General features: G+C 72.0%; 16 protein-coding genes. 12 read left to right on the top strand and 4 right to left on the bottom strand.

Annotation, left to right across the window (positions count from 1 at the left end; translation table 11 throughout):
* The first annotated feature begins 182 nt into the window (after window positions 1–182).
* The 9 genes from infB (at window position 183) to AB0O28_RS32275 (ending at window position 11,608) form a co-directional block, all read left to right on the top strand.
* Window positions 183–3,290 (top strand): translation initiation factor IF-2, encoded by a 3,108-nt coding sequence (gene infB, locus AB0O28_RS32235; RefSeq protein ID WP_363646342.1) that lies wholly within the window; start codon window positions 183–185, stop codon window positions 3,288–3,290.
* A 68-nt stretch (window positions 3,291–3,358) separates the two neighbouring features.
* Window positions 3,359–3,658: a DUF503 domain-containing protein gene (locus AB0O28_RS32240; protein ID WP_363646343.1), complete on the top strand. Its 300-nt coding sequence runs from the start codon at window positions 3,359–3,361 to the stop codon at window positions 3,656–3,658.
* 48 nt (window positions 3,659–3,706) lie between these two features.
* A complete protein-coding gene (rbfA, locus tag AB0O28_RS32245; protein WP_363646344.1) occupies window positions 3,707–4,195 on the top strand; it encodes a 30S ribosome-binding factor RbfA in 489 nt (162 codons plus the stop codon).
* Window positions 4,192–5,205: a bifunctional oligoribonuclease/PAP phosphatase NrnA gene (locus tag AB0O28_RS32250; protein WP_363646345.1), complete on the top strand. Its 1,014-nt coding sequence runs from the start codon at window positions 4,192–4,194 to the stop codon at window positions 5,203–5,205. Before rbfA ends, AB0O28_RS32250 begins: the two co-directional genes overlap by 4 nt.
* Before the next feature lie 19 nt (window positions 5,206–5,224).
* Window positions 5,225–6,139 (top strand): tRNA pseudouridine(55) synthase TruB, encoded by a 915-nt coding sequence (gene truB / locus AB0O28_RS32255; RefSeq protein ID WP_363646346.1) that lies wholly within the window; start codon window positions 5,225–5,227, stop codon window positions 6,137–6,139.
* Between the two features lie 140 nt (window positions 6,140–6,279).
* Complete coding sequence (locus AB0O28_RS32260) at window positions 6,280–7,224, top strand: bifunctional riboflavin kinase/FAD synthetase (RefSeq protein WP_363646418.1); 945 nt, start codon at window positions 6,280–6,282, stop codon at window positions 7,222–7,224.
* A 176-nt stretch (window positions 7,225–7,400) separates the two neighbouring features.
* A complete protein-coding gene (gene rpsO, locus AB0O28_RS32265) occupies window positions 7,401–7,670 on the top strand; it encodes a 30S ribosomal protein S15 (protein ID WP_193203690.1) in 270 nt (89 codons plus the stop codon).
* A gap of 300 nt (window positions 7,671–7,970) precedes the next feature.
* Window positions 7,971–10,301 (top strand): polyribonucleotide nucleotidyltransferase, encoded by a 2,331-nt coding sequence (locus AB0O28_RS32270; protein WP_363646347.1) that lies wholly within the window; start codon window positions 7,971–7,973, stop codon window positions 10,299–10,301.
* The gene (locus AB0O28_RS32275; protein WP_363646348.1) at window positions 10,298–11,608 is read left to right on the top strand and encodes a pitrilysin family protein; all 1,311 of its coding nucleotides are present in this window, start codon (window positions 10,298–10,300) and stop codon (window positions 11,606–11,608) included. Before AB0O28_RS32270 ends, AB0O28_RS32275 begins: the two co-directional genes overlap by 4 nt.
* Window positions 11,609–11,672: 64 nt before the next feature.
* Here AB0O28_RS32275 and AB0O28_RS32280 read toward each other — a convergent pair whose 3' ends face one another.
* A complete protein-coding gene (locus AB0O28_RS32280) occupies window positions 11,673–12,110 on the bottom strand; it encodes a GNAT family N-acetyltransferase (RefSeq protein WP_363646349.1) in 438 nt (145 codons plus the stop codon).
* A gap of 120 nt (window positions 12,111–12,230) precedes the next feature.
* On the opposite strand from AB0O28_RS32280, the gene dapB reads away from it, so the two are divergent.
* Genes dapB through AB0O28_RS32295 form a run of 3 tightly spaced genes read left to right on the top strand, consistent with a single transcriptional unit; the run spans window position 12,231 to window position 17,168 of the window.
* Window positions 12,231–12,968 carry a 4-hydroxy-tetrahydrodipicolinate reductase gene (dapB, locus tag AB0O28_RS32285; RefSeq protein WP_363646350.1) on the top strand — a complete coding sequence of 246 codons (738 nt, stop codon included), beginning with the start codon at window positions 12,231–12,233 and terminating at the stop codon, window positions 12,966–12,968.
* A gap of 55 nt (window positions 12,969–13,023) precedes the next feature.
* A complete protein-coding gene (locus tag AB0O28_RS32290; RefSeq protein ID WP_363646351.1) occupies window positions 13,024–15,918 on the top strand; it encodes a BTAD domain-containing putative transcriptional regulator in 2,895 nt (964 codons plus the stop codon).
* A gap of 35 nt (window positions 15,919–15,953) precedes the next feature.
* A complete protein-coding gene (locus tag AB0O28_RS32295; RefSeq protein WP_363646352.1) occupies window positions 15,954–17,168 on the top strand; it encodes an FAD-dependent monooxygenase in 1,215 nt (404 codons plus the stop codon).
* A gap of 8 nt (window positions 17,169–17,176) precedes the next feature.
* On the opposite strand, the gene AB0O28_RS32300 is transcribed toward AB0O28_RS32295, so the two are convergent.
* The 3 genes from AB0O28_RS32300 to AB0O28_RS32310 all read right to left on the bottom strand — a co-directional run bounded on the left by AB0O28_RS32300 (window position 17,177) and on the right by AB0O28_RS32310 (window position 19,718).
* Complete coding sequence (locus AB0O28_RS32300; RefSeq protein ID WP_363646353.1) at window positions 17,177–18,157, bottom strand: CU044_5270 family protein; 981 nt, start codon at window positions 18,155–18,157, stop codon at window positions 17,177–17,179.
* Entirely contained in the window at window positions 18,157–18,720 is a 564-nt protein-coding gene (locus AB0O28_RS32305; protein ID WP_363646354.1) for an RNA polymerase sigma factor, read from the bottom strand. The genes AB0O28_RS32300 and AB0O28_RS32305 overlap by 1 nt, the downstream gene beginning before the upstream one ends.
* Window positions 18,721–18,845: 125 nt before the next feature.
* On the bottom strand, window positions 18,846–19,718 hold the full coding sequence (locus AB0O28_RS32310; RefSeq protein ID WP_363646355.1) for a 1,4-dihydroxy-2-naphthoate polyprenyltransferase: 873 nt from the start codon (window positions 19,716–19,718) through the stop codon (window positions 18,846–18,848).
* Window positions 19,719–19,789 lie beyond the last annotated feature (71 nt).

Below are 19,789 nucleotides of genomic sequence, written 5' to 3' on the forward strand. Positions count from 1 at the left end.
TACCGCTGGCCCCCGGTATCGGCTCCGGGAGCCAGGGCACGACGAAATTGTCATGTAGGACGCCGAGTTGATGGGCGGAGTCAGATTGCTATGAGCGCCTGATGAGCACGCGGCGATGAGTACGTTCAGGTAGCGACGGTCCGGCGGCACTGCAAGCCTCCCGGGCCGAGTTAGGGAGTGCAGTGGCGAAGGTCCGCGTATACGAGCTCGCCAAGGAGTTCGGGGTCGAGAGCAAGGTCGTCATGGCCAAGCTCACCGAAATGGGCGAGTTCGTGAGGTCGGCGTCCTCGACGATAGAGGCGCCGGTCGTCCGCAAACTGACCGAGGCGTTCAAGGGTGACGCCTCCAAGGGCGGGGGCAAGCCCGCCCGTCCGGCGCAGCCGAAGCCTGCGCCGAGGCCGGCAGAGAGCCAGGCCAACGGGGGCGCCCCGCAGGCGCCCGTTTCCCAGTCCACCGGCGCGGTGGCCAAGCCGGGCCCGAAGCCCGGTCCGCGGCCCGCTCCGCGTCCGGTCCCGATGCCTCACCCGCCGGTGTCACAGCCGGACGCGGCGCGCCCCGAGGCCGCCCGTCCGCAGACGCCTCGTCCGGAGACCCCGCGTCCGGAGACCTCGCGTCCCGCGGCCGCCGGTCCGAGGCCGAGTGTCCCCGGCGCCGGTGCGCCGAAGCCCGGCCCCAGGCCGGCTCCGGCCCCGCGCCCGGGTGGCGCACCCGCAGGTCCCGGTGCGCCCACCGGCGGCGCTCCGCGTCCCGGCGGGCCCAAGCCGGGCCCGCGCGGCCCGCGTCCGGGCAACAACCCGTTCTCCTCGAACGCTAGCGGCATGGGCCAGCGCCCCGCGCGGCCCGGCGGCCGCGACGGCGGTCGTCCCGACCGCGGGGATCGTCCCGAGCGTGGCGACGGCGCTCCTCGCGAGCCGCGTCGTGACGGCGCACGCGACGGGGGCATGCCGCGTCCGCCGGGTGCACGTTCCGGCGCTCCGGGCGCCGGTGGCCCGCGTCCCGGACCCGCGGGTCCGCGTCCCGGGCCGGGCATGGGCGGTCCGCGTCCGGGTCCCGGCGCGGGTGGTCCGCGTCCCGGTGGTCCGCGTCCGAACCCGATGATGATGCCGCAGGGCCGTCCGGCCGCGCCGGGCGGCGGTCCCGGCGGCGGTGGCCGTCCGGGTGGCGGCGGCGGTCGTCCCGGCGGTCCCGGCGGCGGTGGCCGTCCGGGTGGCGGCGGCGGTCGTCCCGGTGGGGGCTTCGGCGGTCCGCGTCCCGGCGCCACGGGTGCCGGTCGCCCCGGTGGTCCCGGTGGCGGTCCTGGCGGTGGCGGCGGCGGTTTCGCCGGCCGTCCGGGTGGCGGCGGTGGCCGTGGCCGCGGTGGCGGCACGGCGGGCGCGTTCGGGCGTCCGGGTGGCCGTCCGACCCGTGGCCGCAAGTCCAAGCGCCAGAGGCGCCAGGAGTTCGACAACATGCAGGCCCCGGCGATCGGCGGCGTGCAGGTTCCGCGTGGCGGCGGTCAGAGCATCCGCCTCCCGCGGGGCGCGTCCCTGTCGGACTTCGCCGACCGGATCGGCGCCAACCCCGCCTCGCTCGTGCAGATCATGCTGCACCTCGGCGAGATGGTGACGGCGACCCAGTCGGTCAACGAGGAGACGCTGCAGCTTCTCGGCGCCGAGCTGGACTACAACGTCCAGGTCGTCAGCCCGGAGGAGGAGGACCGCGAGCTTCTCGAGTCCTTCAAGATCGAGTTCGGCGAGGACGAGGGCGACGAGGGCGACCTTGCGCCGCGTCCGCCGGTGGTGACCGTCATGGGTCACGTCGACCACGGTAAGACGAAGCTGCTCGACGCGATCCGCCACACCAACGTGGTGGCCCGCGAGGCCGGCGGCATCACCCAGCACATCGGCGCCTACCAGGTGGCGACGACGCACGAGGGCGAGCACCGGAAGATCACCTTTATCGACACCCCCGGTCACGAGGCGTTCACCGCCATGCGTGCCCGTGGTGCGCAGGCCACCGACATCGCGGTGCTGGTGGTCGCGGCCGATGACGGTGTGAAGCCGCAGACCATCGAGGCGCTGAACCACGCCCAGGCGGCGAACGTCCCGGTCGTGGTGGCCGTCAACAAGATCGACAAGGAGGGCGCGGACCCCACCAAGGTGCGGGCCCAGCTCACCGAGTACGGCCTGGTGGCCGAGGAGTTCGGCGGCTCCACCCTGTTCGTGGACATCTCCGCAAAGCAGGGCGTCGGCATCGACAACCTGCTCGAGGCCATCCTGCTGACCGCGGACGCCGAGCTCGATCTGCGGGCCAACCCGGAGATGGACGCCCAGGGCCTCGCGATCGAGGCGCACCTCGACAAGGGCCGCGGCCCGGTGGCGACCGTGCTCGTGCAGCGCGGCACGCTGCGGGTGGGCGACTCGATCGTCTGTGGTGAGGCGTTCGGCCGCGTCCGCGCCATGCTGGACGACAACGGCGAGACGGTCGACGAGGCCGACCCGTCGCGTCCGGTCCTGGTCCTCGGTCTGACGGCCGTCCCGCGCGCCGGTGACAACTTCATCGTCGTCACCGACGACCGCATGGCCCGCCAGATCGCCCAGCAGCGGGCGGCCAGGCAGCGGATCGCCGACATGGCCAAGTCCGGCCGCCGTCGCACCCTCGAGGAGCTGTTCAAGGACCTCGAGAAGGGCCAGGTCGACGAGCTCAAGCTCATCATCAAGGGTGACGTCTCCGGTTCCGTCGAGGCCCTGGAGGACGCGCTGCTCAAGATCGACGTCGGCGAGGAGGTGCGCCTGCGGGTGCTCCACCGCGCGGTCGGCGCCATCACCGAGCACGACGTCAACCTGGCGATGGGCGACGACAACGCCGTCATCATCGGCTTCAACGTGCGTCCCGAGGTGCGGGCGCGCGACCTGGCCGAGCGCGAAGGCGTGGACATCCGGTACTACTCGGTCATCTACCAGGCGATCGAGGAGATCGAGGCGGCCCTCAAGGGCATGCTCAAGCCGGAGTTCGAGGAGGTCAGGACCGGCACCGCCGAGATCCGCGAGGTCTTCAAGGTCCCGAAGATCGGCAACGTCGCCGGCTCGATCGTCCGCTCGGGCGTGATCACCCGCAACAGCAAGGCCCGGCTCATCCGCGACGGCGTCGTGGTGGCCGACAACCTCACCGTCTCGTCGCTGCGCCGCTTCAAGGACGACGCGACCGAGGTCCGCGAGGGCTTCGAGTGCGGTATCGGTGTCGGCTACAGCGACATCAAGATCGAGGACGTCATCGAGACGTTCGAGATGCAGGAGAAGCCGCGCGTCTGACGCACCGGACCGCCGCCCCCGCCACACGCGGGGGCGGCGGCGGTCGTCCGTGACGTGGTGACAACCCCATGTTCATCGGTGCTCTTACTCTTGACATCCTGCTCGGCGACGTCCGTTCGCTGAAGCAGAAGCGCTCGGTGGTCCGGCCGCTCGTCGCCGAGATCCAGCGTAAGTATCCCGCCGTCGCCGTCGCCGAGGCGGGCCACCTCGACCTGCACCGGCGCGCCGAGATCGGCATCGCCGTCGTGTCGGCGTCCGCGGCCAACTGCGACGAGGTGCTGGACGCCTGCGAACGACTCGTCGCCTACCACCCCGAGATCGAGTTGCTGTCCGCGCGGCGGCGGCTCTTCAACGACCACGAGGAATAGACGCCGGGGGCCCGCGCGTCAGCCGTACAGATACGAGGGAGCGTGAGCATGGACGCAGCGCGTGCCAGAAAGCTGGCCGATCGCATCCAGCAGGTGGTCGCGGAGATGCTGGAGCGGCGGATCAAGGATCCGCGGCTCGGGTTCGTGACGGTGACCGACGCCAGGGTCACCGCGGACCTGAGCGACGCGACCGTCTACTACACGGTTTTCGGCTCCGAGGCGGAGCGCGCCGACACGGCCGCCGCGCTGGAGAGCGCGAAGGGCATCATCCGGTCCGAGGTCGGCCGGCAGACCGGCCTGCGGCACACCCCCGGCCTCACGTTCGTGCACGACCCGCTCCCGGACAGCGCCCGTCACATGAACGACCTGCTCGCACTGGCCAGGGCGAAGGACGCGGAGATCGCCCGACAGGCGGAGGGCGCGCAGTTCGCCGGGGACGCCGACCCCTACCGCTTGCCCGAGGACCTCGACGCCGAGGCGGCCGAGGAGGAGGGCGAGGACGAGCCCACCGGCCGGGCGGGACGCCCCACCCGGTGACCGCGAACGAAAGCGCCGTCGGCGAGGCGGACTGGCGGCGCGCGATCGATCTGATCCGCGCCGCCGACACGCTCGCGCTCGCCTGTCACGTGTCCCCCGACGGGGACGCCCTCGGCTCGATGCTGGGCCTCGGGCTGGCGCTGGCGCGCACCGGGAGGAAGGTCGTCGCGTCCTTCGGCGACCGCGTCTTCGCCGTGCCGCGGCTGCTGCGGTTCCTGCCGGGGCAGCACCTGCTGGTCGAGCCGTCGGCCTACCCCGCCGAGCCCGACCTGATGATCAGCTTCGACGCGTCCACGATGGAACGGCTGGGCCTGCTCGCGCCGCACGCGGGCAAGGCCGGCGAACTCGTCGTGATCGACCACCACGTGTCGAACACCCGCTTCGGGACGGTTCACCTGGTGGACCCCTCGGCCGCCTCGACCACGATGGTCGTCGAAGAGCTCATCCGCGGGCTCGGCCTCCCGATCGACCGGGATGTCGCCACCTGCCTGTACGCGGGGCTGGTGACCGACACCGGCTCCTTCCGGCACTCCATCACCACTCCGGCCGCCCACGCCATGGCCGGTCGGTTGCTGGCCACGGGACTGCGCCCCGAGGAGATCGCCAGGGAGCTGTGGGACCGCTCGCCCTTCGCGTACCTGCGGGTGCTCGGCACGGCGCTCGGCCGGGCCACTCTGGAGCCGGACGCCGCGGGCGGGCTGGGCCTGGTGTGGACCTACGTGAGCCGCGCCGACCGCGCCGCGGAGGGCCTGCCGTACGACGAGGTGGAAGGCGTGATCGACGTCGTGCGCCGGGTCGACGAGGCGGAGATAGCGGTCGTGCTCAAGGAGGACGACGAGGGCGGCTGGAACGTCTCGACCCGGTCGAAGGGCGCGGTGGACGTGGCACGTGCCTGCGCCGCGCTCGGGGGCGGCGGCCACACGCGCGCCGGCGGCTTCTCCTCGGCGCTGTCCGTGACGGACACCATGGCCGCCCTGCGCCCTCTCCTCACCCCGACCCCGCCCCCGTGATCTCGCATTGGAAATCGTCATGAGCACGGCTCAGCCGAGAAGAACGCAGGCCAGAAGAACGCCGCCGCCGAGCGGTCTGATCATCGTGGACAAGCCGGCCGACTGGACGTCGCACGACGTCGTCGGCAAGATGCGCGGCATCGCGGGCACCCGCAAGGTCGGCCACGCCGGCACACTCGATCCGATGGCGACCGGTGTGCTGGTTATAGGGGTGGAGAAGGCGACCCGCCTCCTCGGGCACCTCGCGCTGACCGAGAAGGTCTACGAGGCGACGATCCGCCTCGGCGTGACGACCAACACCGACGACGCCGAGGGCGAGACGGTCGCCACCACGCCCGCCGGGCACGTGACCGACGAGCAGGTGCGCGAGGGCGTCGCGGCCCTGACCGGCGAGATCATGCAGGTGCCGCCGCAGGTGAGCGCCATCAAGGTCGACGGGCAGCGGGCCTACAAACGGGCCCGTGCCGGCGAGGAGGTCGCGCTGGCCGCCCGGCCGGTCACGATCCACGCCTTCGAGGTCGGGGAGATCAGGCGAACCCCGGACACGGTGGACCTGGACGCCGTGATCACGTGCTCGAGCGGCACCTACATCCGGGCCCTCGCCCGCGACCTCGGCGCGTCGCTCGGCGTCGGCGGCCACCTCACCCGGCTGCGCCGCACCCGGGTCGGGCCGTACGGCATCGAGGCCGCCCGTACGATCGAGGACCTCGCGCGGGAGTGTGTGATCATGCCGATGGCCGACGCGGTGGCGGCGGCCTTCCCCCGCAGGGACGTGGGCGAGGACGAGGCGCGGCTGGTCGCGCACGGCGGCAGGCTGCGTGGGGCGGGCCTCGGGCCCGGCCCGATCGGCGTCTTCGGGCCGGACGGTGCGCTGCTCGCGCTCGCCGAGGAGCGCGGCGGGACCGCCCGGCCTCTGGTGGTCTTCGTCTCCTGACGCCGGGGCTGGTTCCCCGGCACCCTGGTTCCCCGGCACCCCCTGGGGCATGGCAGTCTTGTCTACTGCGCGCCGACGGACCGCAGGCGCCCGAGCCGCCGAGGCAAGGCGTGGCAATTGGACACAGAAGCGAGGTCGAGGTGCAGAGCTGGCACGGGCTGGACGAGGTCCCGCAGGACTGGGGCAGGTCCGTCGTCACGATCGGCGTGTTCGACGGGGTGCATCTCGGTCACCAGCGCATGGTGGCCCGCGCGGTGGACATGGCCCGCGATCTGGGGCTGCCCGCCGTGGCGGTCACCTTCGACCCGCACCCCGACGAGGTCGTACGGCCCGGCAGCCACCCGCCGCGGCTGACCACCACCGACCGCCGGGCCGAGTTGCTCTTCGCGCTGGGCGTGGACGCGGTGTGCGTGCTGCCGTTCACGCTGGAGTTCTCCCGGATGTCGCCGGACGAGTTCGTCCAGACGGCTCTGGTCGACCGGCTGCACGCCGCGGGGGTCGTGGTGGGGGAGAACTTCCGCTTCGGCCACAAGGCGTCGGGCGACGTGGAGACGCTGCGGACGCTGGGGGAGAAGTACGACTACACGGCCGAAGCCGTTCCCCTGGTCAGCGACGGCGACGCCATCTCCTCCACGCTGATCCGGGAGCGGCTGGCCGTGGGGGACGTCGCGGGCGCCGCGGCCCTGCTGGGCCGCCCCCACCGGGTGGAGGGCGTGGTGGTCCGCGGCCACCAGCGCGGCCGGGCGCTCGGCTTCCCCACCGCCAACGTGGAGTCGCCGCAGCACACCGCGATTCCCGCCGAGGGCGTCTACGCGGGTTGGCTGCAGTGCACCCAGAGCCCCTCGCCGTACGAGGGGGAGCGCTGGCCGGCCGCGATCTCGATCGGGACCAACCCCACGTTCGACGGGGTGGAGCGCACGGTCGAGGCGTACGCGCTGGACCGCGACGATCTGGACCTCTACGGCGCGCACGTGGCCGTGGACTTCGGCGAGCGGCTGCGCGACACGCTCAGGTTCGACTCGATCGAGGCGCTGATCGAGCAGATGCACGACGACGTGGCCCGGGCCCGCGAGCTCACTTCCTGAACCTTCTGTGTGGCGCGTCGTGACAGGGTGTGTCCGCCGAGCTGGTAGGGTTGTATGTCAGCCATGTTCAGGTGGCGTGAGCCGCCCGGCTGTCCTGTCACGGCGACTGTAGGCACGCACGGTCGTTCGCGGGCTTGGAATCGTTGCGCGTGCCACTTCATCAGAACGGAGAAGCAGTGTCGCTTGACGCCGCTACCACCAAGGCCATCATCGGCGAGTACGGCACCACCGAGGGTGACACCGGGTCGCCGGAGGTCCAGATCGCGCTTCTGAGCAAGCGGATCAGCGACCTCACCGAGCACCTGAAGACGCACAAGCACGACCACCACAGCCGTCGTGGTCTGCTCCTTCTGGTGGGCCGCCGCCGCCGGCTGCTGAAGTACCTGCAGGCCAAGGACATCACCCGCTACCGCTCCCTCATTGAGCGGCTTGGCCTTCGCCGATAAGGTGAGGAAGGAGCGGCGATTCTTCGCCGCTCCTTTTCCATAACCGGCCACAATGAGAACCGGGCCACAATCGGCCCGAGCACAACAACTGAACAGCCGAGACCAACTGCCCCGCGTCCGCAAGCAAGCCGCAGCGCGATCCCGCGGCGTGAGAGGGCCGGTCCTCGGTAGTGGCCCCCGGTCGCCACGGCGACAGCCGTACGGACGGACCGGGCGCTTCGATCGAAGACCGGCACTGCACCTGAACGGGGAGCCCGGCAACCCAGGACGTGGGAGACCGATCCGAAGAGGAGGTCCCCCGTGGAGGGTGTCCACAGCACAGAGGCCGTTATCGACAACGGTCCATTCGGCACGCGCACGATCAGGTTCGAGACCGGGCGGCTCGCCCAGCAGGCGGCGGGTAGCGCCGTCGCGTACCTGGACGACGAGACGATGATCCTGTCCGCGACCACCGCGTCCAAGCATCCCAAGGAGAACCTGGACTTCTTCCCGCTCACGGTCGACGTCGAGGAGCGGATGTACGCGGCCGGCCGCATCCCCGGCTCGTTCTTCCGCCGGGAGGGCAGGCCGTCCGAGGACGCGATCCTCACCTGCCGCCTCATCGACCGGCCGCTGCGCCCGTCGTTCGTGAAGGGCCTGCGCAACGAGATCCAGATCGTCGCGACGGTCATGGCCCTGCACCCCGAGCACCTGTACGACGTGATCGCGATCAACGCCGCGAGCATGTCCACGCAGCTCGCCGGGCTGCCGTTCTCGGGCCCGATCGGCGGCGTGCGCGTCGCGCTGATCGACGGCCAGTGGGTGGCGTTCCCGGCCCACACCGAGCTGGAGCGCGCCACCTTCGACATGGTCGTCGCCGGGCGCGTCCTGGCCGACGGCGACGTCGCGATCATGATGGTCGAGGCCGAGTCGACCCGCGACACGCTGAAGCTGGTCGCCGAGGGCGCGGTCGCCCCGACCGAGGAGGTCGTGGCCCAGGGCCTGGAGGCCGCCAAGCCGTTCATCAAGGTGCTCTGCGAGGCGCAGTCGAAGCTGGCCCAGGTCGCAGCCAAGCCGACGGCCGAGTATCCGATCTTCCTCGACTACCAGGACGACGCCCTGGAGGCCGTGACCGCCGCCGTCAAGAGCGAGCTCGCCTCGGCGCTGACGATCGCCGGCAAGCAGGAGCGCGAGCTGGAGATCGAGCGCGTCAAGCTGCTGGCGGCGGAGAAGCTGCTGCCCGACTTCGAGGGCCGCGAGAAGGAGATCGGCGCCGCGTTCCGGTCGCTGACCAAGAAGCTGATGCGTGAGCGCGTCATCAGCGAGGGCGTCCGCATCGACGGCCGCGGGCCCAAGGACATCCGGCAGCTCAACGCCGAGGTCCACGTGGTGCCGCGGGTGCACGGCTCGGCCCTTTTCGAGCGGGGCGAGACCCAGATCCTCGGCATCACCACGCTGAACATGCTGCGCATGGAGCAGATGATCGACACGCTCAATCCCGAGCGGACCAAGCGCTACATGCACAACTACAACTTCCCGCCGTACTCCACGGGTGAGACGGGCCGCGTCGGCTCGCCGAAGCGCCGCGAGATCGGCCACGGCGCGCTGGCCGAGCGGGCGCTGATCCCCGTGCTGCCGACGCGCGAGGAGTTCCCGTACGCCATCCGGCAGGTGTCGGAGGCGCTCGGGTCGAACGGTTCGACCTCCATGGGGTCGGTCTGCGCCTCCACGATGGCGCTGCTCGACGCGGGCGTGCCGCTGAAGGAGATGGTCGCCGGCATCGCGATGGGCCTCATCGGCGAGGGTGACACCTATGTCACGCTGACCGACATCCTCGGCGCCGAGGACGCCATGGGCGACATGGACTTCAAGGTCGCCGGCACCAAGGACCTGATCACCGCGCTCCAGCTCGACACCAAGCTGGACGGCATCCCGGCCCACGTGCTCGCCGCCGCGCTGAAGCAGGCGAGGGGCGCCCGGCTGGCGATCCTCGACGTGATGCAGGAGGCCATCGACGCCCCGGCGGAGATGAACCCGACCGCGCCGCGCATCATCACGATCAAGGTCCCGGTCGACAAGATCGGCGAGGTCATCGGCCCCAAGGGCAAGATGATCAACCAGATCCAGGACGACACGGGCGCCGAGATCACCATCGAGGACGACGGCACGATCTACATCGGCGCCACCGACGGCCCGTCCGCCGAGGCCGCCCGCACGCTGATCAACGGCATCGCGAACCCGCACATGCCGGAGGTCGGCGAGCGTTACCTGGGCACGGTCGTCAAGATCGCCGCATTCGGCGCGTTCGTCTCGCTGCTGCCGGGCAAGGACGGTCTGCTGCACGTCTCGCAGATCCGCAAGCTGCACGGCGGCCGCAGGATCGAGAACGTCGAGGACGTCATGAACGTCGGCGAGAAGATCCAGGTGGAGATCGCGGAGATCGACTCGCGCGGCAAGCTCTCGCTGGTCCCGGTCGAGGTGGTCGAGAAGGAGGCCGCCGAGAAGGCCGGTGAGAACGGCGCCGCGGACGACGGCGCCCCGGCCGCCGAGGCCCCCGAGGCCGCCGCCGCGCCGGCCGAGGAGGAGCAGCCGCGGGCTCCGCGCCGCAGCCGCAGCCGCACCCGTGGTGGCCGGGACGAGCGCAACTCGTGACGACCGAGACACTGTTTCCGGGCAAGGACGGCGCGGGGGTCATCCGCCGCACCGTCCTTCCCGGCGGCCTTCGGGTCGTGACCGAGACGATGCCGACCGTGCGCAGCGTGGCGGTCGGCCTGTGGGTGGGCATCGGGTCGCGTGACGAGGCCCCCGAGCACATGGGGGCCACCCACTTCCTCGAGCACCTGCTCTTCAAGGGCACGCCCACGCGTGACGCCATGGAGATCTCGGCGTCCATCGAGGGCATCGGCGGGGAGATCAACGCGTTCACCGCCAAGGAGTACACCTGCTACTACGCCCGGGTGCTCGACGAGGACCTGCCTGTGGCGATCGACGTGCTCGCCGACGTGGTGACCTCCTCGCTGATCACCGAGGAGGACGTGGAGTCGGAGCGCGGCGTGATCCTGGAGGAGATCGCCATGCACGACGACGATCCCTCCGACGTGGTGCACGAGCAGTTCTCCGCCGAGCTGTACGGCGACACGCCCATCGGCCGCCCGATCCTCGGCAACGAGGAGTCGATCAACGCGCTCACCCGTGACCGCATCCACGAGTACTACCAGCGGTTCTACGTCCCGCCCCGCACGGTCGTGTCGGTGGCGGGCAACGTCGACCACGAGCGGGTGGTCGCGCTGGTCGCGGCGGCGTACGAACGGGCGGGTGCGCTGGGCGGCTCCGCCGCGCCGGCGTCCCCGCGCATCGGCGGTCCCGGCGTGGACGTGCGGACGGGTGTCCGGGTGCTCGACCGGCCCACCGAGCAGGCCAACCTGGTGCTCGGCATGACCGCCGTCCACCGCAACGACGACCGGCGCTTCGCCCTCGGCGTCCTGAACGCGGCGCTCGGCGGCGGCATGTCGTCGCGCCTGTTCCAGGAGATCAGGGAGAAACGCGGTCTGGCCTACAGCGCCTACAGCTACACCTCGCAGTACGCCGACACCGGGCAGTTCGGCATCTACGTGGGCTGCCTGCCCTCGAAGGTGGACGACGTGCTGAAGATCTGCCGTGACGAGGTGGCCAGGGTCCTGGCGGAGGGCATCACCGACGAGGAGATCGCCCGCGGCAAGGGCCAGATGCGGGGCGGGCTCGTGCTCGGCCTGGAGGACACCGGCTCACGCATGTCGAGGATCGGCAAGAGCGAGCTCGTGTACGAACGGCTCATGACGGTCGACGAGGTGCTCGGGCGGATCGAGGCGGTCACCCCCGAGGAGATCGCGGCGGTCGCCGGGGACATCCTCAACCGGCCGCTGACGCTCGCCGTGATCGGGCCCTATTCCGACAAGGACTTCGGCTTCGCCATCGCCTGAGCGTGCCGTCGGAGGCCGCGCCGGAGCCCTTTCCGCACCGGCGCGGCCTCCGGCGTCGCCCGGCTCAAGACTTGCTCAGGGTGATGAACGGGCCGCCGCCCTCGGGCGGGTGATAGCGGTCCACCTCGGTGAAGCCGTGGGACTCGGCGAAGCGCAGCCCGTCGGTGTTGGACGCCAGCACCACGGTCTCGACCACGCTCGCGCCCAGTGCGCGGGCGTGAGCCGCCGACCGCGCGTACATCTCCTCGCCGTAGCCCCGCCGCCGATGGGCGGGGAGCACGCGCACGATCACGGTCGCGACCGGCGAGCCGTCCCTGGGCGGGCGCACGGTCGAGCATCCGATCAGCTCGCCGTCGGCGTAGGCCACCTCGAGATGGTTGCGCCCGGCGCGCTCACGTACCTCGTCGAGGGTCAGCGGGTCGTCGGGGATGATCACGTTGTGGGCGTGCCGCCAGTCCTGGAGAGTGGCGTCGGTCACCCGCTCGATCCGCAGAGGGGACATGGGAGGACAATTTATCAACGGCTGTCGCCGGGGGCGGGGTTTTCCCGCCGTACGGGGACTCGGCCGCGTCGGACCGCTCCTCGCCGTCCCGCCTCCCACCGTGACGTATAGCCTTGGCCCGTGATTAAGGTCGGTGTTCTCGGCGCCAGAGGGCGCGTGGGTGTGGAAGTGTGCAAGGCCGTCGCGGCGGCCGATGACCTGGAGCTCGTGGCGGAGGTCGACAAGGACGACCCGCTCGACGCGCTGACCGCTGCCGAAGTGGTGGTGGATTTCACCCACCCCGGCGTCGTCATGGGCAACCTCGAGTGGTGCATCTCCCGCGGCATCCACACGGTCGTGGGCACGACCGGCTTCGACGCCGAGCGGCTGGAGACCGTGCGGGGCTGGCTGGCCGCCAACCCCGGAACCAACGCGCTCATCGCCCCCAACTTCGGCATCGCGGCCGTGCTGATGATGCACTTCGCCGCGCAGGCGGCCAAGCACTTCGAGTCGGTCGAGATCGTCGAGCTGCACCACCCGCACAAGGCCGACGCTCCCTCGGGCACCGCCCGCCGTACGGCGGAACTGGTGGCGCAGGCGCGGCACGAGGCCGGGCTCGGCCCGTCGCCCGACGCGACCACCACCGCGCTCGACGGCGCCAGGGGCGCGACGGTCGGCGACGTCCACGTGCACGCCGTACGGCTGGCCGGGCTGATCGCCCACCAGGAGGTCATCCTCGGCGGCGCGGGGGAGACCCTCACGATCCGGCACGACACGATGAGCCGGGCGTCGTTCACGCCGGGCGTCCTGCTGGGCGTACGCCGGGTGCAGGGGCTCGACGGCCTCACCGTGGGCCTGGAGCGCCTTCTCGACCTGTAGCGGTACGTCCCTGTGATGATCTCCATGATCGGGCCCGCGGTGGATAATCGCGGGCATGCGGTTCGGAATCCTCGGTGAGACCCGGGCGTGGCACGACGACGGGACCGAGGTCCCGCTGGGCGGACCGGCGCGGCGCGCGCTGCTGGCGCTGTTGCTGATCCGCCCCGGTCAGGTCGTGCCGTCCGACCGGCTGGCCGGGGACATCGATCCGGACGGCCTGCTGTCGGCCCACGCGCTGCAATCCCAGGTGTCCCGGCTGCGCGCCGCGCTGGGGGCGGCGGCCGCGATCGAACGGACCGGCGCCGGATATCGGATCGTGGCCGCGGACGACGACGTCGACGCCCGCCGGTTCGAGCGGCTGGCCGGGCAGGGCCGGGAGGCGCTGCGCGACGGCGAGGCGGAACGGGCCGTGGCGCTGCTGCGCGAGGCGCTGGACCTGTGGCGAGGACCCGCGCTGGCCGAGCTCACCGAGAGCGGGACGGCCCGGGCCGCCGCGATGCGGCTGGAGGAGCTGCGGCTGGCGGCGTTGGAAGACCGGATCGAGGGCGAGCTGCGGCTCGGTGGGCATCGCGCCGCCGTCGCGGAGTTGCGTGAGCTCGTGGGCTGTCACCCGCTCAGGGAACGGCCGGCCGGGTTGCTGATGCGCGCGTTGTCCGCCGAGGGCGGGCAGGCCGAGGCGCTGGTCGTGTTCGAGGAGACCAGGCGGCGCCTGGCGGAGGAGCTGGGCGCCGATCCTTCGGCCGAGCTGGTCGCGCTGCACCACGAGTTGCTGAGTGCCGATCCCTCGCCGTCGCCGGCCGCGCCGCCCGCCCCGCTGACCTCTTTCGTCGGCCGCGACGAGGAGGTGGATGAGGTCGCCGGCCTGCTGCGGGTGGCCCGGCTGGTCACGCTGCTGGGCCCTGGCGGCGTCGGCAAGACGCGGTTGTCGGCCGAGGTCGCCGCAGCGGAGGCCGGCGAGGTGTGCTTCGTGGAGCTGGCGGCGCTGGGCGACGGCGCCGGGCTGCCACGGGCGGTGCTCGGCGCGCTCGGCCTGCGCGAGCGCGGACTGCAGGTGGGGGACGGCCCGCGGACGCCGGTCGACCGCCTGATCGCGGCGCTGTCGGACCGGGTGCTCCTGCTCGTGCTGGACAACTGCGAGCACGTGGTCGAGGACGCGGCCGCGCTGGCGGCGCGGCTGCTGGCGGCCTGTCCGCGGCTGCGGGTGCTGACCACGAGCCGTGAACCGCTGGGCGTCATCGGCGAACACCTGCACCAGGTGCGTCCGCTCGGCGGGGACGCGGCGGTGCGGCTGTTCACCGACCGGGCCCGCGCCGTGCGGCGCGGTTTCGCCGCGGATCCCCAGCGCGTACGGCGGATCTGCGCGGCCCTGGACGACCTGCCGCTGGCCATCGAACTCGCCGCGGCGCGGCTGCGCACGCTGGACCTCGGCGAACTCGAGGGACGGCTCAACGACCGGCTCGGGGTCGCGGCCCGCGGCAGCCGCCCGGCCGACAACCGGCACCGCACGCTGCGCTCGGTGGTCGCGTGGAGCTGGGACCTGCTCTCCGAACCCGAGCAGCGAGCCGCACGGCGGTTCACCGTCTTCGCCGCGAGTGCGACGGCGGAGTCGGCACGGCGGGTCTGCGGCACGGACGCCGAGACGTTGGATTCGCTCGTCGACAAGTCGCTCCTGGAGGTCTCCCGGGGCCGTTACCGGATGCTGGAGACGATCCGCGCCTATGGCGCGGAGCGGCTCGACGAAGCAGGCGAAAGCGACTCGGCGCGGCACGCCCACGCCCGGCACCTCCTGGAGCTGGTGCGCACGGCCGATCCGCATCTGCGGCGATCCGGGCAACTGGAATGGCTGCCGATCGTCGCGGCCGAGCACGAGAACCTGCTCTCGGCGGTGCGCTGGGCGGTCGACGCTCCGGACGTCGCGACGGCCCTGGAACTGCTCGCCTCGGCCGCGGCGTACCTGTGGATCCGCGGCGTGTCCGCCGCGGTCGCGCCGTACGCGATCAGGCTGCTCGGCGCGCTCGGTGACACGCCTCCGGACGGCCTCGGAGAGGAGTACGCGACGTGCGTGCTGCTCGCCGCGTCCGACCGCGAGACCTGGCGACGCCACCGGCCGGCTGCGGAGAAGGCACTGGCCGCCGCCTGGCCCGGCGATCGGGCGGGACGCTATCCGGCGGCCCTGTTGCTGTGGATGATGCGCAACGCCGGCGGCGGCAACGCCGCGCGGGCCGCGTTCACCTTCCTGTCGGCTCAGCACGACTGCCCCGAGCCGTGGGCGCGAGCCGTCGCCCGATACGTGTCGGGCTTCGGCGCCCTGGGGGACAGGGACGTCGCACCGGCGGAGCGGGACTTCGGCGCGGCCGCCGAAGAGTTCCGCGTCCTCGGCGACCGATGGGGCACCGCGCTGGCTCTCGACATGCTCGCCGGGCTGGCGGGCGGGCGCGGCGACCACGCGCGGGCGATCGCGCTGACCGACGAGGCCCTCACCCTGACCGGCCTGCTCGGCGCCCGGGAGGACGCCGCCGATCTGCTGGTCAACCGGGGCGACTACCTTGTCGCCGCCGACGACGTGGAGGCGGCCCGCGCCGACTACGCGAAAGCCGCCGATCTTGCCCGCCGCGCCGGCAGCACCACCTGCTTGGGGGCCGCCCTGCGCGGGCTCGGCGACATCGCGCTGGGGGAGGGCGACCTGGACGAGGCGGAACGGTTGTACGCCGAGGCCGTGGAACGAATCGACCCCCACTGGATCAGAAGCCTCGGCCACCGGGTGCGTACGCTCGCCGGGCTGGGCCGCGTCGCCGAAGCGCGCGGCGATCACGCCACGGCCCGGGCACGTTACCGGGAGGCCGCCGAGGCCGCGGCGGTGGGCGGAATCCCGGTCTCGGACACGCTGCGCCTGCTGGGACTTTCCGGTGCCCTTTCCGTCGCCCTCACGGAGGCGGTGAGCCGGTGGTGAGCCTCCGGTGAGCCCTCACCGGCAGGCTCACCACCATGAACGACGCCATGACCAACCGCAGCGTGCTGATCTCCGGCGCCTCCGTCGCCGGCCCCGCCCTCGCCTACTGGCTCCACCGCCACGGCTTCACCCCCACCATCGTGGAACGCGCTCCGGCGCTGCGCGACGGCGGCTACGCCGTCGACTTCCGGGGCGAGGCGCACCTGTCGATCCTGCGCCGGATGGGCATCCTGGACGCCGTCGAACGGGCACGCACCGGCATGGGCTCCATGTCGTACGTCAACAGCACGGGCAAGCCGGTGGCCGAGCTGCCCGCCGACCTGTTCAGCGGAGACGTCGAGATCCTCCGCGGCGATCTGGCCCGCATCCTCTACGACGCGACCAAGGAGCGCACTGAGTATGTCTTCGGCGACTCCGTCACCTCGCTCACCGAGGACGCCGATGGGGTGACCGTCACCTTCGAACGCGGCGAGCCCCGCCGGTTCGACCTCGTGATCGGCGCGGACGGCCTGCATTCCACCACCCGGCGCCTGGCCTTCGGCCCCGAGGAGGACTACGTCCGGCATCTTGGCCTCTACTGCGCGATCTTCACCACCGGCAACCATCTCGGCCTCGACCACACCGGCCATGCCTACCGCACGGCGAACAAGCTGGTGGCGATGTACAGCGCCCGCCGCAACGCCGAGGCGAAGGCGGTTTTCTACTTCGGCTCGCCGCTCCTCGACCTGGACCGCCGCGACGTGGCCAGGCAGCAGGCCGTCCTCGCCGAGCAGTTCACCGGCAACGGCTGGCAGAGTGACCGGCTGCTGCGCGACATGCGCGTCGCGCCGGACTTCTACTTCGACTCGGTCGGCCAGGTTCACATGGACTCCTGGACCCGGGGCCGGGTGGCCCTGGTCGGGGACGCCGCCTACTGCCCGTCCTCCCTGTCCGGTATGGGGTCCGGCCTCGCCCTGGTCGGCGCGTACGTCCTGGCGGGCGAACTGGCGGCCGCGCGTGGCGACCACCGTGTGGCGTTCGCCCGCTACGAGCGGGAGATGCGCGAGTACGCGGAGGGCTGCCAGAAGATGGGCGACGGCGTGGCCAAGCTCATGGTCCCCGGCAGCCGTTTGCTGGCCTCGGTCCTCAACCGCTACTACAAGATCATGCCCTACCTGCCGGGGAAGAACATGGCTGCCAAGATGGCCCGGAAGACGGCCGAGAACATCACCCTCCGCGACTACACGGTGAACGACGCCCGCTCACGCTGATCGGAAAATCATCTCTGCCCGGGGCCGTCCACCACCTTGGCCTCCAGCAGGGCCGTCAGGGTGAGTGGCGTGCCGGCCTTGACGAGGTGGTTGGGGTCGTCGGTGTAGTCCGTCATCCGGTCCCGCACGGTCACCCCGTACGTCCCGAGAAAGTGGAAATCGACGGGATCCAGGATGAGGTCGTAACGGGTCCATCCGCCGGTGTAGCTGAACGCGACGCCCTGCCGGCCGTCGGCGTCCACGGCGTTCTGGTTGACGGTCACCCCGGGGATGGTGGCGAGGCCGCGGAACAAGGCGGCCCGCACCTCCGGCGGCAGCGCCTGGGTGGCCATGATCTGGTAGACGGCCTGGAACAGCTGCTCATCCATCGAGGGCGGCGCATCGGTTCCCCCCCACACCATGTGCAGATCCGTCAGCTTCTGACGGATCTTCGCGAGCACCGCCTCGGGAGTGACCGGCCGGCGGGCCAGCTCGTCCGCGCCCAGTCCGGGATGGTTGCCCTGCACCAGGAGCTTGCCGTTGGGGAACAGGGCCGCCGACTGCAGGCCGTCCACGCTGTTCCACTGTTCGCGTACCTCGCGTCTGGACAGGTCGACGCCGTAGCCGCCGTCCGCGGACCGCGGGGCCTGGAGCTCCTTGATGTACAGCCACTGGCCGGGGCCCGGCACCTGTCCGCGGTGGTCGTAGGCGGCCTGCGCGGCCCGCTCGCCGAGGTCGCGCACACTCGCCATCGGGACCGCGCGCGGATGATCCTTCGGCACCACCACGGCGACGCCGACGGCCACGGCCAGCGCACCCGCGAGCACCAGCCGCCGGCCGAGCCGAGGTCCGCGCCGGGGGCCGAGCCGGGGGCCGAGCCGGGGGCCGAGCCGGGGGTGACGGTGCGGTCCGGGCTCGCGTGCCGCCGCGAGGAGCCGGTTCCGGGCGGCGCTTTCCGCCTGTGCCGTCATCGGCGGGGTGTCCCGCCGGAAGTCCTTGATCGTGCTCATCACAGCTCCTCGTCTCCCAGTACGGCCCGCGTCTTCCGCCTGGCCCGGTGCAGTCGCGACCGCACCGTCCCCGGCGGGATGCCGAGCGCCTGGGCCACCTCCTCGTAGCTGAGGCCCTCCCACGCCACCAGCAGCAGCACGTCGCGGTCGCCGCGCGACAGCGACGCCAGCGCCTGCGCCAACTCGCGCTCCTTGTCCCGCGCGGCGACCCGCCGCACCACGGCGTCGGCGAGCGGTTCCGGCAGGGGATCGACACCGGTACGCGCCAGCGCGCGCAGCATCCGCTCCTCCTGCCGCCTGTGTCTGGCGACGAGCGTCGTGGCGATGCCGTACAGCCAGGGGCGTGCCAGCGGAAACGACATGTCGTACGAGCCGCGCCGCCGGAACGCGGCCAGGAACGTCTCGGCCACGATGTCGTCGGCGGCCTGCGTGCCGATGCGCCGGGCGGCGTACAGGTGGATCTGCCGTGCGTACCGGTCGAACAACGCCGCGAACTGCTCCGGGTCGCCGACGGATCGCCTGATCAACTCGGCGTCGTCGATCTCGGCCGTCTCAACGGTCAACGGCCCTCCTTAGGGTCGGTCGGTCACCCTGCTGTCTCCCGCACCCCGCGGTAGGGTTCTCGACCCGGAGGAAAAGCGACGGACGCCACAGGCGCCCCCGTCGAACGGCGCTTACGGCCGCGCTGTCAGAACAGGGCCAGGCCGAGGGTGAACAGGGCGCCGAAGACGAGTTGCAGCCGGCCGGTCTGCTGGAGGGTCGCGATGAGCGCGGGACCGGTCGCCCCCGAGCGGACCGTCTTGATCGGCGTCACCACGAGGGGGAGCGCCAGCACGGTCAGCGCGGCGAAGGGCCGGGCCGGCACCAGGGCGAGCGCGAACACGAAGGGCAGCACCAGGGTCGCCGAGTAGGCCAGGCGTGTACGGGCGTCACCCAGCACCACGGCCAGCGTGCGCTTGCCCGAGGGACCGTCGGTCACGATGTCGCGCAGGTTGTTGACCACGAGGAGCGCGCAGGCGAGCAGCCCCACGGGCACGGCCGCGGCCAGCGAGAGCCAGGTCAGCCGCTCCACCTGGACGTACGTCGTCCCGGCGACGGCGACGAGGCCGAAGAACACGAAGACCGAGATCTCCCCGAGCGCGCGGTAGCCGTACGGACGAGAGCCTCCCGTGTAGAACCAGGCGGCCAGGATGGAGGCGAGGCCGACAAGCAGCAGCCACCAGGCCCGGGTGGCCACGACCAGGACGAGACCGGCGACCGCGGCGGCGAGGAAGCAGCCGAGAGCGGCGGCGAGCACCTGCTTGGGGGCCGCGACGCCCGAGCCGACCAGCCGCAGGGGCCCCACCCGGTCCTTGTCGGTGCCCTTCACGCCGTCGCTGTAGTCGTTGGCGTAGTTGACGCCGACCTGCAGCGCCAGCGCGACGAACAGCGCGAGCAGGGCTCGCCACCAGACCGCGCCGTCCTCCGCGACGGCGACTCCGGTGCCGACGGCGACCGGGACGACGGCGGCGGGCAGCGTACGGGGGCGTGCGCCCGCTAACCATTGAGCTGGGGTGGCCACGTGACTCCCTTTTCCTACCTGTGCGTAGCCGGTGAGGGCGTACCTAGTCTGGCCAATCCCCCGTCACCTCG

The sequence above is a fragment of the Microbispora sp. NPDC088329 genome, from assembly GCF_040685655.1.
In the GTDB taxonomy this organism is placed as follows: Bacteria; Actinomycetota; Actinomycetes; order Streptosporangiales; family Streptosporangiaceae; genus Microbispora.

Bases quoted from the DNA above. Each gene is read 5' to 3' on its own strand.
- rbfA (WP_363646344.1), top strand. From the start codon at position 3,707: ATGGACGCAGCGCGTGCCAGAAAGCTGGCCGATCGCATCCAGCAGGTG.
- AB0O28_RS32290 (WP_363646351.1), top strand. From the start codon at position 13,024: ATGCGGTTCGGAATCCTCGGTGAGACCCGGGCGTGGCACGACGACGGG.
- AB0O28_RS32240 (WP_363646343.1), top strand. From the start codon at position 3,359: ATGTTCATCGGTGCTCTTACTCTTGACATCCTGCTCGGCGACGTCCGT.
- truB (WP_363646346.1), top strand. From the start codon at position 5,225: ATGAGCACGGCTCAGCCGAGAAGAACGCAGGCCAGAAGAACGCCGCCG.
- AB0O28_RS32300 (WP_363646353.1), bottom strand. From the start codon at position 18,157: ATGAGCACGATCAAGGACTTCCGGCGGGACACCCCGCCGATGACGGCA.
- AB0O28_RS32280 (WP_363646349.1), bottom strand. From the start codon at position 12,110: ATGTCCCCTCTGCGGATCGAGCGGGTGACCGACGCCACTCTCCAGGAC.
- AB0O28_RS32295 (WP_363646352.1), top strand. From the start codon at position 15,954: ATGAACGACGCCATGACCAACCGCAGCGTGCTGATCTCCGGCGCCTCC.